Here is a 14,446-nt window from a genome sequence, read left to right on the forward strand (position 1 = left end):
AGGATCAAAGTCTGTGGGCCACGCCGTCGGATCCATGTTTTTGGGCCTTCCGCTGCCTGCCTTGCCATGACATTCCTTGAATTCCGGAAGGTGGCGTCGCCCAGGCGAGCGTCGGATTGGGATGATGCGGATCGACCGCGGTCGTTTGTGCGGCGGCGCCGACGGTGCTGGCGACAGCGACAAAAGTGGCAAGCGTGGCCGGACGCAGCAATGCAGTGATCATCAGGGCATTCTCCTCTCGTCGCCGTGCTAGAAATCGAGCACGGCCTCGGCAAATCCCTAGCGGAGTTGTTTGCGGACTTCGAGGAAACGCCACTTGCAGCGGCGTCCGTCGCGCAGGTGCACGCCGCACACTTGCACGACGGACGAAGCGTCATCGTCAAGGTTCGCCGGCCTGGCCTGAAACGCCAGGTCAATCAGGACATGCGTTCACTCTTCTGGCTGGCGCGCGTGGCTACGGTGATCATGCCGCGCCTGCGCCACTACCAGCCGCTGCGCATCATCACGGAGATATGGACAAACCTCCTGAAGGAGATAGATTTTTGCCGCGAGGCAAGAAGCGTCAGGCACTTCGTGGCGGCCTTCGCCGATTGGCCGGCGCTCGAAATTCCAGATGTGGTCGACGACCTGGTCGCAGAGACCGTGATCGTACAGCAGCGGAGCAGCGGGCTGCGGATCGACGACGCATCTTTGAAATCCGCCGGTCCTCGCCTCGCAGCAAACTTCGTCGACGCCTATCTGCATCAAATTTTCGTATAGGGCGTCTTTCACGGCGACCCTCATCCGGGAAACATCCTTATCACTGAAGACGGGCGGCTCTGCCTCCACGATTTCGGGATCGTCGGATTTCTTGACAAGGCCATGCGCCGCAAGCTTGCCGCCTTTGCTTTGGCCTTCGTTCGCCAGGACGCCGACTGGCTCCTTGAGGCCGCAATAGATCTTGGCATCCTGGGGGGAGACCTGGACCGAAGCGAGTTTCGCCGCGGCCTTGTGGAGATCATTGGCGACTATGCCGCACTGCCGCTCAAGGACTGGTCCCTGGCCGAAGCTTTCCTGCGAGTGACGCGGCTCGGACAGGCGCAGAATGTCTTTGTCCCGCTTGACCTTCTCATTCTAATGCGGGCGATGTTTCTCGCCGAACACACCGTGCGCATCCTCGATCCTAATCTGTTCGTCTGGGAGACGGTTGCTGTCCTCTCAATGGGCCAGAGCTCAGAATGGACTATTTCAACGGCACAAGGTGAAGACCGGCGCCCCTCTGCTGGTCATCGGGCCACCGCACTCACTGGAATCTTGCAAAATCAGTCGGACACGTCGTATATCGAACTCACTTCTGCCTATCCTCCCGAAGTGATGTCCCCGCCCCCTCTTAGGGAACGGGTCTGAAATAGTCCACCAACTTCTTGGGGCTTGCAGGATCCTTCAGAGCGGGCTGTTTGCGACCCATCAACGGAGGTTCGACGCCACCGGCCCCGCAAAGAACGCTCGCTCGCCTTTTTTGAACTTCTATCCCAACCGGCAAGGATCTTACTTTCCAAAATAAGCATCCCCATGAATACGATTACCGCCAGAAGCCACCCGAGAAGCGCGTCGGAAGCGTAGTGAGATCCAACCGCGACACGCAAAGCCGCCATGGTTGTGGAAGCAATAATCAACGGCGGTGCAATCCACACGCGAGCATTAGCCGGAACCAAGAAAAGAAGGCACAACAGCCAGCCCGCTCCCGACGCTTCTCCGGACACGAATGAGCAGTTTCGGGTGCACTCGCCGACGAACGTTCCGGCGGCAGTAAAATCCAGATTTCCGCCAAAGAGATTCGTTTGGAAGGGCCTCGGTCTACCGGAAAAAGTCTTCAGGAACGAATTCACCAATAGGCCAGGTCCGACACCAAGACTGATCAACGCCACCAAAAGGCGCGTCATCGGTAGATGTTCCCGCAGCTGTCTCGAGAAGGCGCCGATCAATCCCATCACAACGATGAGCATCGCGGCGACGTATGGAAGGAGGTAGAGCATCCAACGAATACCCTTGAACACTTCCATTCGACGAAGCGGGAAATATCCGCATTCGACCCCGGAAAGAGCCCCAGCGCAAAGTGGCCCTCTGAAGAACGCCGAGGACACGCTGATATCGATAGTGGGATGAGTGTAGAATGTCGCAAGCAAGGTAAACCAAGCCACGATCAAGGCGAAGAACATCGTTACCGATGGTGTTGCGCAGTACGACTGGTGGCGTGCCTGGGATATCATTGTCTTAGCGCTCGAAGCCGATGGTTGCCCCTTTATCCAACGCCACCATAGCCTGACAGCTACCCGAAACCGCTTAAGAACGGCAATTTTGTTCTCGGAAACCAGTCTGTTGCTCTCTTTCTTCGCCCCTAGTCTGTGACAGCGTCCTGCACTGAAAGGCAGGAAGCTTTGGGCCCAGAATAGGAGGCTGTGTAGATAGATCCCAATCCAAGCGCCATATCTTCCTGTCGTGACAACAGATCGCTGAGCGACGCCTCCATTTGCGGCGTGAAGATGTTGGCAAGCCATTAGGGCGGCGATCGTCAAAACTCAACGTCTTCGCGATCAAATCGAGAGTGGGCCGTGGTGACTGCAATTGGTTCTGCATATCTTCCTTGAAACTACCGCCTGGAGTGGCACCCAAGCGGACACGGGAGACGCATGGGGCGCTGCCGCCCAGGTATGAGCTGGATTTTCGCCTCTGTTTGATTTGCATTTCGTCCGGATACCCCATCCCCATCATCACTTTTGGATCACTGCAGAAGAACGAGTCCCTTGGATCAGGCGCAGAATGCCTTGGCGGTCCTGTTGGTCACCTGATCGCCTACGGCTGCTAGCGCCCTACCGAGCATGGTCGAGCGACGCTTCGAAACCGAGCATCTCCATCCGGCACCCTCCAAATTCAGTCCATCTTCTCCAGTCGCGCCCAGTGCGCCATTTCTCCCGGAATAGCAGCCCCGGCCCCCGCACGGGATTGTCGTTTGGCGGGACTAACCGGCGCGATCTGCGCGTCACTTGTCGGTCCAACCTCACAGAACATCTGCGTGAGCATACTCATGACGGCCGCGACGCGCCCATCGGAGATCGAGTAGTAGACTTGGCGCGAGTGGCGACGGGTCTCGACCACGCCCGCCTGGCGAAGTTCCGCGAGTTGCTGCGAAAGCGCCGGCTGCTTAAAACCGAGTTCTTCCTGGATCTCGCCGACAGAACGCTCTCTTTGCGCAATGCAGCAAAGAAGCATCAGCCGGCTTGGTGTGCTGAACAGTCGCATGAACTCGGCAGCCTCAACGGCCTTCTCCTGCATTTCTTCCAGAGCAGCGCCGCTCATCCGCGTCGCTCCCGGTAGTACCAGGACTCGCCTTTGCGAAGGTCGTTGCCTTCATCCATTGAAGCCGCAGCAGGCTCAAGCAGTGCTTCCCCATGCTTCCAGCCCTCGGGCGTCAGAGCCCCTTCCCTTTCCGAGGTCTGCAATGCCTCGACAAGACGGAGGAGCTCGCCTACCGATCTCCCGACATTCATCGGATACCAGACGATGGCCCGGATGATCCCCTTCGGATCGACCACGTAGGTGGCACGCACGGCCCCGCTATTTTCGGAAGAACTATCCAACATGCCATAGGCTCTGGCGATCACCATCGCCGAATCTTCGATCAACGGAAATTTAACCTTCACTCCAAAGCTGTGCTCGATGTCGCGCAGCCAAGCGACGTGAGAATAGAGGCTGTCGATGGACAGGCCGAGAAGGTCGCAGTTTAGTTTGGAAAAGCTCTCATGGGCACGAGCGAATGCGATTAGCTCGCTGGTGCACACTGAGGTGAAGTCGGCCGGGTGAGAGAAAAACAAGAGCCATCGTCCCCGATAGCTCGAGAGCGACACTTCCCCGCCTGTGGAGCGCGCAACAAAGCCCGGCGCCCTGTCATTGATCCGCAAAGCCCCTGACGCGGCCTCCATATTTTCAGTCGTCGTGTCCATTCCTACCCCTGTCTATCGGACAGTATCGCAAAGCCGTTCGACATCAAAGTACATGCTTGCATGTTTAATGTAAATATGTATTTTAGCTTTACCAAATGGAGTAGGCCATGCCCAGCTCGGCTATAGACACCCCTCTTTCACATGCGTCCGGGATCGTCCGGGAAGCTCTTCAAAATCATTCGAAGCGGCCTGACGTTCGATCATTCTTCGATCCTTCGACCTTCACCGTCAGCCATGTCGTCCGCGATCCGAACTCGAACGCCTGCGCTATCATCGACAGTGTGCTCGACTACGACCCAGCATCCGGGCGAACGACAAACGTGTCCGCTCGTGCCCTTATCGATTACGTGAAATCCGAAAGTCTCGAAGTTCAATGGCTTCTCGAGACGCATGCGCATGCCGACCACTTGTCGGCCGCGCCGCTCCTTCAAGTTGAACTCGGCGGCCAGCTCGCCATCGGCCGCGAGATCGTTCGCGTCCAGGAGGTCTTCGGTAAGATCTTCAATGCCGGCACGGAGTTTCAAAGAGACGGCAGCCAGTTCGACCAGCTCTTCCAGGACGGCGACCGCTTTAAGATCGGCGATCTGAATGCGACGGTTCTTCACGTTCCCGGCCACACGCCCGCCTGCCTGGCCTACGTCGTCGGCGATGCCGTCTTTCCCGGCGACACCCTGTTCATGCCCGATTACGGCACGGCGCGCTGCGACTTTCCGGGTGGTGACGCCCGCACGCTTTACCGGTCCATCAGGCGCCTGACCCAACTTCCCGACGAGACGCGCATGTTCATGTGCCATGATTACAAGGCATCGAAGCGCGACGACTACGCCTGGGAGACGACCATCGGCGCCGAACGCACAGGCAACATCCACGTGCATGAGGGAGTGACCGAAGACGACTTCGTCAAGATGCGCAACGATCGCGATGCCACGCTAGCGATGCCGAAGCTGATCCTCCCCTCCGTGCAGGTGAACATGCGTGGGGGCAAACTACCCCCGGCCGAGGACAACGGCATTCACTATCTGAAGATTCCAATCAACGCACTGTAGGCACTCATGTCTCACTTGAACTACATCTGGCCGCTTTCCGGCGGCCTTCTGATCGGCCTGTCAGCAGCACTTTACCTGCTACTCGACGGCCGCATCGCAGGCATATCCGGCTTGACTGCCTCTGCCTTCGGCTGGACGGGTGCTGGCGTCAGTCCCCTGGGCATCGGCTTCATTGGCGGGATCGTCGGCGGCGCTGGCATCGCGTTCACCTATATTCGGCATGCCGAGTTGATGATCGTATCGTCGCCAATCCTTCTCATTGCCGGGGGCCTGCTCGTAGGCTTCGGCACACGACTGGGCTCGGGCTGTACCAGCGGTCACGGCGTCTGCGGTCTGGCAAGATTGTCGCCGCGTTCGCTCGTTGCCACAGCGACTTTCATGGCGGTTGCGGCAGTGACTGTCTACATGATGCGCCATCTGATTGGAGGGCTGTGATGACCAGCCGTATCCTTGCTTCGATCTTCTGCGGCATTCTTTTCGGCATTGGCCTGGTCGTGTCGGACATGGTCAACCCGGCTCGCGTGCTTGCCTTCCTCGACGTCGCCGGAGACTGGGATCCGTCTCTCGCCTTTGTCATGGGCGGCGCGTTGATCCCCTCGTCCGTAGCCTATGCGATTAAGCAATATCGATCACGCCCGGCCTTCGATACAGAATTTCACGTTCCGACTAGCCGCTCTATAGACGCCAGGCTCGTCTTGGGCTCGGTTCTCTTCGGCCTGGGATGGGGCCTAGTCGGTTTCTGCCCCGGCCCGGCGATCGCATCACTCGTCACCGGGCGCTGGGAGACCGTTCTGTTCGCTATGGCCATGATTGCGGGCATGTTCGCCTACCGCATCGCCAAATCAAGGCTAAGCGCGCCACTTCGCTTTAGTTGAGTATGAGGAGGCCGCGCGGCGGCCCAAAAACCATCGCCATGTACCTCGATGCAATGCAATATATTCTTGGGACCGTTTCCGGCGGACTTGTAGGCTTCACCCTTGGGATGTTCGGCGGTGGCGGTTCAATCCTTGCCGTTCCACTCATGGTCTACTTCGTCGGCGTTCCGAGCGCTCACCTCGCAATCGGGACGAGCGCCTTTGCAGTTGCCGCCAATGCATTTGCAAATCTCCTCGGGCATGCGAGGCTTGGCAATGTCAAATGGCGATGCGCTGGCGTCTACAGTGTCGCGGGCATCATCGGAGCCTTCATCGGGTCGACCGTCGGCAAGATGATCGACGGACAGAAGCTGCTTGTCTTTTTCGCACTTCTCATGCTTGCGGTCGGTTTCCTGATGCTCCGCAAGCGCGGAGCGGAAGGCGATCCAGGTGCGCAATGCTCACGAGGAAACGCGCACAAGGTGGTCGGTTTTGGCGGACTGACAGGTGTGTTCTCCGGCTTCTTCGGTATTGGTGGCGGCTTTCTCATCGTTCCAGGTCTGATCGCCTCGACCGGAATGCCGATCCTCTTCGCAATCGGATCGTCACTCGTCGCCGTCGCTGCATTCGGATTGACGACGGCGCTCAACTACGCCCTGTCCGGATATGTTGACTGGTTGCTCGCAGCGGTTTTCATCGCCGGCGGCGTGGTCGGAGGATTGGTTGGTGCCAATCTCGCCCGACATCTTTCGGCGCGTAAGGGGCTTTTGAACAGCCTTTTTGCGGCCCTAATCTTCGTCGTTGCCGCCTACATGCTTTATCGAAGCGCCGGGCAGACATTGGGTGCGTAGTATCGGATACGAAAATCGACCCTTGCCTGTCGGTCAGATTGTCCGCACGCTGCCGCGGCCTATTGTGATGCTTGGGCTACCGACCGGAACGCCGCGCCGGCGCGAGCGGCAAAACAACGCTCGGCGGATCATCGCGCATCGCACAGGAAATCGACAGCTTCGCAGCCTTAACGATGTGCCTGTCGCCCGCAACGGGTATCAACAGAGGACATTGTTCATGACGCTGAAACTTATCACCGCAATCGCCATCGCATCCGCAACGCCCGCCCTGGCGCTCGCAAGCCCGAGCTGCACCGGTGAACCGAAGTCCAACTGGATGTCCGAAGGAACCATGAAGGCGAAGATCGACGCCATGGGCTACAAGGTGAAGACGTTCGAGGTTACGGGCAACTGCTACGAAATCTACGGCAAGGATAAGAGCGGCAACCGTGCCGAGGTCTATTTCAATCCCGTTTCCGGTGCCATTGTCCAGAAGGGGGACTGAGATGACGATGGTCTCACCGCAGAAGGAGGGCTTAGCGCCCTCCAACACTGCCCAGCGCATGATCAAGGTGTGGGATCCTGTTGTGCGGTTGTTTCATTGGACGGTGGTTGCGGCATGCATCCTCAATCTCGTTGTGCTCGAGGAGGGAAAGTACTGGCACCGCGTCACAGGATACGTCGTTGCCACCGCCATCGCCGTCCGCGTCGTTTGGGGGGTTCATTGGCACGAAGCACTCCCGTTTCGTTGATTTCTTGCCGACGCCTTCGAAGGTGATGGGGCACATCCTGGACATCCTCGATCGGAACGAAAAGCGCTACGTTGGCCATAATCCGTTAGCTTCAGTGATGATGCTTTGCCTGATGGCATTGCTGGCCGCAACGACGCTGACGGGCTGGATGACGACGCTCGACGCCTTCTGGGGAGAAAAGTGGCTGGAGGAATTGCACAGCGCAATCGCCAACAGCATCATGGTCCTCGCTTTCATCCATGCCGGCGCCGCTGTCATCGAAAGCTGGAGACACAGGGAAAATCTGGTCTGGTCGATGGTTACAGGTCGAAAGAAGGCATGAGAATTCTGCTGATCGAGGACAGCTTACGGCTTCGCGACCTACTTTGCGAAGCTATCAGGAGCGTCGGTTGGAAAATCGACGCCTTCGCGACGGCGCAGGAAGGACGTCTCGCTCTCAACGGAGCGGAGTACGATCTTCTCCTTCTTGATCTCGGCCTGCCCGATGAAGACGGAATCGATGTTCTGAAATCACTGCGAAGTGCAAAGGTTCAGACGCCCGTTCTCGCGTTGACGGCCCGCGGCGCGATCGACGAGCGCATCGTTGGCCTGGATGCAGGCGCGGATGACTATCTTGCGAAGCCTTTCCACAATGGCGAACTGATCGCGCGCATTCGTGCTCTCATGCGGCGAGCTCCCCTCACCACCATGCCAATATTGGAGTTTGCTGAACTTCGACTCGATGTCGCTTCGCGATGCCTAACCTGCGCCGGCGCCGAGATCGCACTGGCCCCATCGGAAAAGGATCTGCTCGAACTTCTGATGCGCAATGGCGGCAAGGTCGTCTCCAAGGCTAAGATAGAGCATGCGTTTTCAGAATTCGGCGACGAAAGAAGCAGCAATGCGGTCGAGCTCGCGATATCGAGGCTGCGCAAGAAGCTCGAAGGGCATCCGACCGGCTCTTCGATCGAGACCGTCCGAGGTGTCGGCTACATGATGCGAGAGGAAAGCGCATGAGCCGCTCGCATCCTACCCTGGGTGTGATTCTGACGAGACGGATTGCGTTCTTTGCCGTACTTGCCGTGGTCCTGCAGCTTGCCGTGATCTTCTCCGACTACTACTGGAATGTCGGCGAGCTATCGCGTCTGTTTGTCGAACAGGAAACTGAGCGGCTTGCCTCGGGCATCACCATCGATGGCCAAGGCGTGCAGTATCGGCTCCCCGAGAACCTCAGGCAGCGCTACCAGGAGCGGTCGACCGGCTACGTTGCTCGAATTCGCGACGCCGGCGGCGCGCTGGTATTCGAGTCTTGCGACGATGCCTGCGAAAACCGCTTTCTTCCTGCCGATGTCAATCCTCCCGATTTCTGGCTAAGGTCTCTGCGGCCCGGCAAGCCGTTGGCGCTGGTGGGAGGTCGTGCATTCGTGGTTGGTAATCAACGGTTCGTCGTCGACGTCGCAACAATCGACGATCCGCAAAACGTCGTCACCTCGGTCTTCTGGAAGGAAGTCATCGAACATATGCTGGTGCCGATGAGCATCTTGCTGGTCCTGGTTCTCGGCGCCACCTTGCTCTCCGTACGACAGGCATTGAAGCCCGTGCGAGCCGCAGCCGACGCGGCTGATAACATTGATCCCATAGATGCAAATTCGCATCTGAATTTCGATGCGATGCCGCGCGAGGTCGCCCATCTCGCTATCGCCGTCAATCGCGCTTTTGAGCGCGTAGGCGAACTGATGACGTCACAGAAGGTTCTTACATCAGGCATAGCTCACGAAATCCGCACGCCACTTGCGGCCATAAAGCTTGAACTGGCAAACATCGACCATCCGCGTGCTCGCAAAGCGGAAGCCGATCTGGATGACCTCGTACGCTTCGTCGCAGAACTGACGACCCTCGCCCGGCTTGATAGCTTCGATCATGGCATGTTTGAGACCATCGATCTCGTAGCGCTTTCGTCCTCCGTCGTCGAGCAACTCGCTCCGTGGGTCTATGGGCAAGTTCATTCCCTCGAGTTTTACCCTCAAGTCGAAACCGCCCTCGTTCAAGGGGCGCCGGCGCTGCTGAAGGACGCGTTGCGCAATCTCATCGAAAACGCCGTGCGCCATACGCCGACCGGAACTGATATTCTTGTGTACGTGGGGAGCAATACGGTTCGTGTCGAGGATCGGCATCGAGGTGGTATGCGGCGAGAAACCAGCGCGTCCCGCTGCAGTGACAGCCTGGGCATCGGTTTGAAGATCGTCAGACGAATAGCTGAACTGCACCGAGGCTCGCTTCGCCAGTCTACTTCCAAGCTGGGGCACGTCTTCGAGATAACTTTCGGCAACCCCGACCCGAAACATGCCTAAGAGGCGGGTCTGTTCTCGGCGCAAAATGCCGAGTCATTTCTCAGTGCAAACCTATGGCCCGCCCTGTTCGCGAGTAGAATTTTAGATCCCTGCAGTCTGCTTCAACGTTTTCGGTCTCACGGTCACGCCGCGGCCAAGATGGATATTCGCACGTCCGGAGCCTCAATAATCAACGCGGCTTCAACGAGCCATTTGCACTGCTGGGCTTTCCGCACGCCGGTCGACAGTCGGGCCATCTATAGTCCTTCTCGCAAACATCATGGGCCGTGAGGACGCGCAGCCAATCCTCCCTACTAAGCTGGCGCCATGCCATAAGTTCGCTCGAACGGTCGGTCCTTACGGAGAACTGCCCAAGCGATACGGGCGAGCTTGTTTGCGAGCGCGACGATCGCCACGTTGCGATGGATGCCTCGAGAAAGTAACGCGCGAAGCTAATGTCCGATGGGTGTATTGCTTTGACTGAGTGCAGGCATTGCCGCTCGCGCGCCGTGCACGACTAGGGTTCTGAGGTAGACGTTGCCGCGCTTCGGGATACCGAGCAGACGGGGCTTGCCTCCGGTCGTAAACTGCCACGGAACGCGGCCTAGCCATGCACTGAGATCGTGAGCACGATCGAAGCTGGTGGCATTGCCTATTGCAGCAACCAGGGTCGAGGCGTTCAGCACTCCAATACCCAAGTGTGGCCCGTTGGGCGGCCAGGTCGTTTGCCAGGCTGCGCTTTATGGAACTGGCTCGCGGAGCAATCTCATTATCGTCCGCTTTGTCGGCCAGACGACGCACCAAGCGCCACCAATTTCCCCTAACCACCGCTTTTGCCTCGCCCCATATGGCCATGCCCTCGCACACGACACCGAGGCGATCGCCGCTGCTAGTAGAGCCTTCGCGACTAACGCCCGTTCGCGAGCCGGAGTCATTAAACTCCGTAGAGCCTGGCGGCGACGAACAACGCTCGCTTGTTGGTGCACCGTCAAGCAGCTGCGGAAGTCGCCGAGATAGACGGCCTGACAGCCTGATCTCAGGTATCGTAGCGCCGATCGAGTTCTCTGAGGGCAGACTGAACCTCATCGATCGAAACTGGCTCCGGTGTTCCTGGAACGTGACGGAGAGACGGTTTCGAATCGATCGCGTAAAAGTCCGAAGCCCATGCCGCGAGGATAGTTCGCTTATCATCGACAGAAAGTACTGGCGCCCTTACCACATCGATTGGCCGTCGAAACAGCAGACCTTGCGGCGCTAGAACTGTTGGCCCGATCGCCATGGCATTGCTGGCAGCCAGCTCCAACATCTTGTCCATCATCGATTTACCTCAGCGTATGTGCGGATCCCTGTCCCGGCGCAGGCGAGACGCAACGAGGACGTTGGTTTCCGGCGCCAGCAGATCGTGCTTTTCAGCAAAGGCGGCAAATAGGCCGCGGGCGGTCTCCGCTTCGATTTCACCGCGCAGCGCAGCTCCGCATGCCTTAAGCGCAACGGAGTGCGCGCTATCTCTGAGCGCCTCAGGCCACTCGACGAGATGCCTGTAGGCATCCATCGCGCTGCGAACTTCGGCCGGAAAGCCCAGGCCGACCAGAATAGAAACAGGCTCTTTGAACATATCGGGTTTCATTACGCTCTCCTTTCCAACCCGCGATGTTGACGGGCGCCGCCGCAGCGACGCCCTCCTTGAGGGGTTCTACTTAGGCGGCCTTCTGCGCTTCGATCTGCGTGGGAGAAGCCGACGGCTCAACACTTGAAGCGGTCTCGATGGCGATTTTCCGCGGCTTCATTTCCTCCGGAACCTCACGAACGAGATCCACGGACAGGAGACCGTTCTTTAAATCCGCTCCGTTCACCCTGACATGGTCGGCCAGCTCGAACCGGTGTTCGAACGGCCGGCCGGCTATGCCGCGATGAAGGTAGGCTTCGGCAGCCGCCTCCTGCTTCGTGCCGGTCACGGTCAGAAGGTTGGACTGGAATGTTATGTCGAGATCGTCCAAGGCGAAACCTGCCACCGCTATTGAGATCCGATAGCTGTCATCGCCAGTCTTGACAATGTCATAGGGCGGCCAGTCGTTGATCGAGCGGGCGCGCTGAGCATTTTCGAGAAGATTGAAGACCCGATCGAAACCGACGCTGGATCGGAACAGCGGTGCATAGTCGTAGGATGTTGCCATAGCCATATCCTCCTTGAAGCAACATGGGTACGGAGCGCCGAAAGATGGCGCTTCCAGCAAGGCCAGCCCTATCCTCAGCGGCTGGCGGATATCGATTTGGTTTTTGAAAACTTCGGATTCAAGAGCTGCGCTTGAGAAAAATTAGCGTGTTTCAGTCCTGGCGAAGCATACAATCGAGCTCATAGCTTGGAGCTATATTCTGTATATCGCGCAAGCCTTCACATAAGGCGGGCGCAGATTGCCGCCGTCGGTCCCACCACGGAATTCAAACCCGACAATCACAGGCGCAGAACGACATTAAAGGCACATCGTCACGCCATCTCTGGTGCTCCGATGTAACAGCGATTGAAATCCTCCTCGATGGCGACTGTTCACTATCGTACACCCCAGCGAAACCCAGACCGGGGGGATTTGTCCGCATCCGATCACGGGACGTGCTTGTTTCCTCCTCGAGCGGAGTGCCCTTATCGACGACGCGTGGGTTCGGATATATTTGAAACCTGACCGCCCGCCATTCATCTAGCAGCCATAGCCATCTTTACGATCTCCGTCCTCCGCTGGCCAGTCGTGGTGGAGGTGATCGATCGCAAGGGCTATATGACCGGTCGGGTCGATCGCGCCGGGGGGCAGTGGCCAGAACGCTATTCATCCTGCTCTTCCTCGTCGGCGGACAGCAGATCAACGAGCACAGCAACCCTCCCCGTCGGCAGATGCCGGCCTTCACCCAACAAGACTTCGTCGTTGCTGGCCCACGCAAATGCCTCGGCAAGTTCAGCCTGCGTAGCGCCTGTCGCGATGACCTCGGCCACCAGCGTTTCGTCGACAGGTCCCAGGACGGCAATGACGTCGTCCGAAGTCATTGTCATAGCCATTTACTCCTCCCTCTACCTCGGCCAAAATATGGTCGCGCCTCGGTTTTCCACCTGAGATAATCCACTCTCCTTGAAACATTAACGCACTGAATTATATTGATATTAGTCGATTTCCCGATGAGAGTCGACACAAGTCCAGGAGACGCCGGCCGCTCTTGGCGTCGCGATCCTCGCCGCAGCCAGCATCTGGTTCAGTCATTCGTTGTCGACTGCCACATGGGACGCAGATCACGTCGATAGATATCGCTACCGTCAGGTATGTTGCGCGCCTTGCCAGCCTAGCACTCACTGAAGACGAGGCTGAAAAAATGTGCGGCGAGCTTAAGGAGATTCTGACCTTTATCGAGCAACTTTCGGAGGTTGATGTCCAAGGCGTCCCCCCAAATCGCAGGAATTGGAGAACTTAGCATCGGCGGGCCACCGGCGTAGCGCGATCCTTAGTGCCTTTGCCAGGCGCGCGCCTCCGCTGTCATTGTGTATGGAAGGGGTGAGGTGACGATCTGTTCGCTACGATGGTCAGTCGGCGTCGACGATGTGGCAGGTTCTGAGGCCTTGAAATTCACTCGCTCGGCACCGATATTTTTTTTCTTCTTTTTCATCCGGTTTGAATGCGAAAGGAGGACATCATGCTTCACCCGGAATTGGTTTGGATGACGCCCGTCGCCGTCCGCATGAAGGACGAGAGCTCCCAGGTCTTCGCTTCTGTCAACGACGCGCTCGACTTTCTGGAAGGCGATTGGGCCATCTATCGAGGCAGAAATTACAATCGGGCGGTTCAAACGTGCCGCCGTGCTCTAAACCGAATGACGCCAGTCACCATCGCGCGCGAAGCGTTCATTGACGCCTGCCGCGATGCGGGATTGTCAACGGGCGTAGATGGACCGTTCGGGACGAAGACCGGCGCTGGCGGTCAACACTCGCTTGCCTAGAATGGCTGGGTTGGGGCACCTCTTAGTGCCCCAACCTTCGAACGTTCATCGCGCGGGGCACCTTAGGCAATTCGGCTGCATTATGTTTACGCTGCCTTGATCTCCTGCGACTGGCGGCCTCGATCACGACGCGCACCGTTGCGCCATCGACGATCCTCAAAGTCGTCAGCTTATCGAAATCCAGCCCCTTGCCGAAGCGCCGAGCGAACTCGGCCGCATTGAGCCAACCAGGTTGAAAATCGCATGGAATACAAAAGTCGTTGCGTCGGCGCTGTCCGGCTGCGCCCAACGCGGGCCGGTATAGCGATACGCGGATTGGGTCCAGGTCAAATCTGCGAGCTTTGAGCTCGTTGCACATCCCTGGCTATCATAACCCCAATCATGTCGATCACTTGCCTATTCTGTTCGTTGACCCCCTCATACCCATGCTCCGGCGGTGTTCAATTGAGCTCAGGCAACCACCGCCGAATTCCTATACCGACGGTTCGAGCCGTTGACTTGCGGCGGCAACTTCATTGATGCGGTCTCGTGATCCATCTGCCACCTAAGCATACAAGGGGGACAAGAATCGCTATGGCCCCTGCCGCGAGGTGTGAGGTGGTAGGGTCGGCTTTGTTCGGAAAGTCCAGGATCCATGGGGCTGCGAAGATCCAGACGCCTATCGACAGACATACCAGATTTAGCTTTGGCCAGATGTCCG

17 protein-coding genes and 4 pseudogenes are annotated in these 14,446 nt (G+C 58.0%); 12 read left to right on the forward strand and 9 right to left on the reverse strand.

Annotated elements, in window-relative coordinates:
• Positions 1-4: 4 nt before the first annotated feature.
• On the reverse strand, positions 5-223 hold the full coding sequence (locus AF71_RS21720; protein WP_169683010.1) for a hypothetical protein: 219 nt from the start codon (positions 221-223) through the stop codon (positions 5-7).
• Between the two features lie 23 nt (positions 224-246).
• On the opposite strand from AF71_RS21720, the pseudogene AF71_RS21725 reads away from it, so the two are divergent.
• Positions 247-1,386: pseudogene (locus AF71_RS21725) on the forward strand (AarF/ABC1/UbiB kinase family protein).
• Here the strand turns inward: AF71_RS21725 and AF71_RS21730 are convergent.
• The 3 genes from AF71_RS21730 to AF71_RS21740 all read right to left on the reverse strand — a co-directional run bounded on the left by AF71_RS21730 (position 1,338) and on the right by AF71_RS21740 (position 3,980).
• On the reverse strand, positions 1,338-2,249 hold the full coding sequence (locus AF71_RS21730) for a phosphatase PAP2 family protein (protein WP_246733763.1): 912 nt from the start codon (positions 2,247-2,249) through the stop codon (positions 1,338-1,340). The pseudogene AF71_RS21725 and the gene AF71_RS21730 overlap by 49 nt on opposite strands.
• A 661-nt stretch (positions 2,250-2,910) precedes the next feature.
• Positions 2,911-3,336, reverse strand: coding sequence for a metalloregulator ArsR/SmtB family transcription factor (locus AF71_RS21735; protein WP_169683012.1), 426 nt, complete (start codon positions 3,334-3,336; stop codon positions 2,911-2,913).
• Positions 3,333-3,980, reverse strand: a complete 648-nt coding sequence (locus tag AF71_RS21740) for a peroxiredoxin (protein WP_169683014.1) — start codon at positions 3,978-3,980, stop codon at positions 3,333-3,335. The genes AF71_RS21735 and AF71_RS21740 overlap by 4 nt, the downstream gene beginning before the upstream one ends.
• Positions 3,981-4,087: 107 nt before the next feature.
• On the opposite strand from AF71_RS21740, the gene AF71_RS21745 reads away from it, so the two are divergent.
• The 8 genes and pseudogenes from AF71_RS21745 (at position 4,088) to AF71_RS21780 (ending at position 9,792) form a co-directional block, all read left to right on the forward strand.
• Positions 4,088-5,026: an MBL fold metallo-hydrolase gene (locus AF71_RS21745; RefSeq protein ID WP_169683017.1), complete on the forward strand. Its 939-nt coding sequence runs from the start codon at positions 4,088-4,090 to the stop codon at positions 5,024-5,026.
• A 6-nt stretch (positions 5,027-5,032) separates the two neighbouring features.
• A complete protein-coding gene (locus AF71_RS21750) occupies positions 5,033-5,461 on the forward strand; it encodes a YeeE/YedE thiosulfate transporter family protein (RefSeq protein ID WP_025662572.1) in 429 nt (142 codons plus the stop codon).
• Positions 5,461-5,901 carry a YeeE/YedE family protein gene (locus AF71_RS21755; protein WP_169683019.1) on the forward strand — a complete coding sequence of 147 codons (441 nt, stop codon included), beginning with the start codon at positions 5,461-5,463 and terminating at the stop codon, positions 5,899-5,901. Before AF71_RS21750 ends, AF71_RS21755 begins: the two co-directional genes overlap by 1 nt.
• Before the next feature lie 38 nt (positions 5,902-5,939).
• A complete protein-coding gene (locus AF71_RS21760; protein ID WP_169683021.1) occupies positions 5,940-6,731 on the forward strand; it encodes a sulfite exporter TauE/SafE family protein in 792 nt (263 codons plus the stop codon).
• 217 nt (positions 6,732-6,948) lie between these two features.
• Complete coding sequence (locus tag AF71_RS21765) at positions 6,949-7,215, forward strand: PepSY domain-containing protein (RefSeq protein ID WP_169683023.1); 267 nt, start codon at positions 6,949-6,951, stop codon at positions 7,213-7,215.
• A 1-nt stretch (position 7,216) separates the two neighbouring features.
• Positions 7,217-7,784, forward strand: a pseudogene (locus AF71_RS21770) (cytochrome b/b6 domain-containing protein).
• Positions 7,781-8,458, forward strand: a complete 678-nt coding sequence (locus AF71_RS21775; protein ID WP_169683025.1) for a response regulator transcription factor — start codon at positions 7,781-7,783, stop codon at positions 8,456-8,458. Before AF71_RS21770 ends, AF71_RS21775 begins: the two are co-directional and overlap by 4 nt.
• Complete coding sequence (locus AF71_RS21780) at positions 8,455-9,792, forward strand: ATP-binding protein (protein WP_169683027.1); 1,338 nt, start codon at positions 8,455-8,457, stop codon at positions 9,790-9,792. Before AF71_RS21775 ends, AF71_RS21780 begins: the two co-directional genes overlap by 4 nt.
• Positions 9,793-10,223: 431 nt before the next feature.
• Here AF71_RS21780 and AF71_RS21785 read toward each other — a convergent pair whose 3' ends face one another.
• The 5 genes from AF71_RS21785 to AF71_RS21800 form a co-directional block, all read right to left on the reverse strand.
• Positions 10,224-10,457: a transposase gene (locus tag AF71_RS21785; RefSeq protein WP_169683029.1), complete on the reverse strand. Its 234-nt coding sequence runs from the start codon at positions 10,455-10,457 to the stop codon at positions 10,224-10,226.
• Positions 10,458-10,807: 350 nt separating this feature from the next.
• Positions 10,808-11,089, reverse strand: a complete 282-nt coding sequence (locus tag AF71_RS31835) for a hypothetical protein (protein ID WP_246733765.1) — start codon at positions 11,087-11,089, stop codon at positions 10,808-10,810.
• A 9-nt stretch (positions 11,090-11,098) separates the two neighbouring features.
• Entirely contained in the window at positions 11,099-11,398 is a 300-nt protein-coding gene (locus AF71_RS21790) for a DUF982 domain-containing protein (protein WP_169683031.1), read from the reverse strand.
• 70 nt (positions 11,399-11,468) lie between these two features.
• Complete coding sequence (locus tag AF71_RS21795) at positions 11,469-11,945, reverse strand: Hsp20 family protein (protein ID WP_169683033.1); 477 nt, start codon at positions 11,943-11,945, stop codon at positions 11,469-11,471.
• Positions 11,946-12,586: 641 nt separating this feature from the next.
• Positions 12,587-12,811, reverse strand: coding sequence for a hypothetical protein (locus AF71_RS21800; protein WP_169683123.1), 225 nt, complete (start codon positions 12,809-12,811; stop codon positions 12,587-12,589).
• Between the two features lie 233 nt (positions 12,812-13,044).
• On the opposite strand from AF71_RS21800, the pseudogene gatC reads away from it, so the two are divergent.
• The 3 genes and pseudogenes from gatC to AF71_RS32285 form a co-directional block, all read left to right on the forward strand.
• Positions 13,045-13,200, forward strand: a pseudogene (gatC, locus tag AF71_RS21805) (Asp-tRNA(Asn)/Glu-tRNA(Gln) amidotransferase subunit GatC); the annotation flags it as partial.
• Between the two features lie 243 nt (positions 13,201-13,443).
• The gene (locus tag AF71_RS21810) at positions 13,444-13,746 is read left to right on the forward strand and encodes a DUF982 domain-containing protein (protein ID WP_246733767.1); all 303 of its coding nucleotides are present in this window, start codon (positions 13,444-13,446) and stop codon (positions 13,744-13,746) included.
• Positions 13,747-13,844: 98 nt separating this feature from the next.
• Positions 13,845-14,027 (forward strand): annotated as a pseudogene (locus tag AF71_RS32285) (Tn3 family transposase); the annotation flags it as partial.
• Between the last annotated feature and the right edge of the window lie 419 nt (positions 14,028-14,446).

This window comes from Rhizobium sp. 57MFTsu3.2, from assembly GCF_012932765.1.
GTDB lineage: Bacteria > Pseudomonadota > Alphaproteobacteria > Rhizobiales > Rhizobiaceae > Rhizobium > Rhizobium altiplani.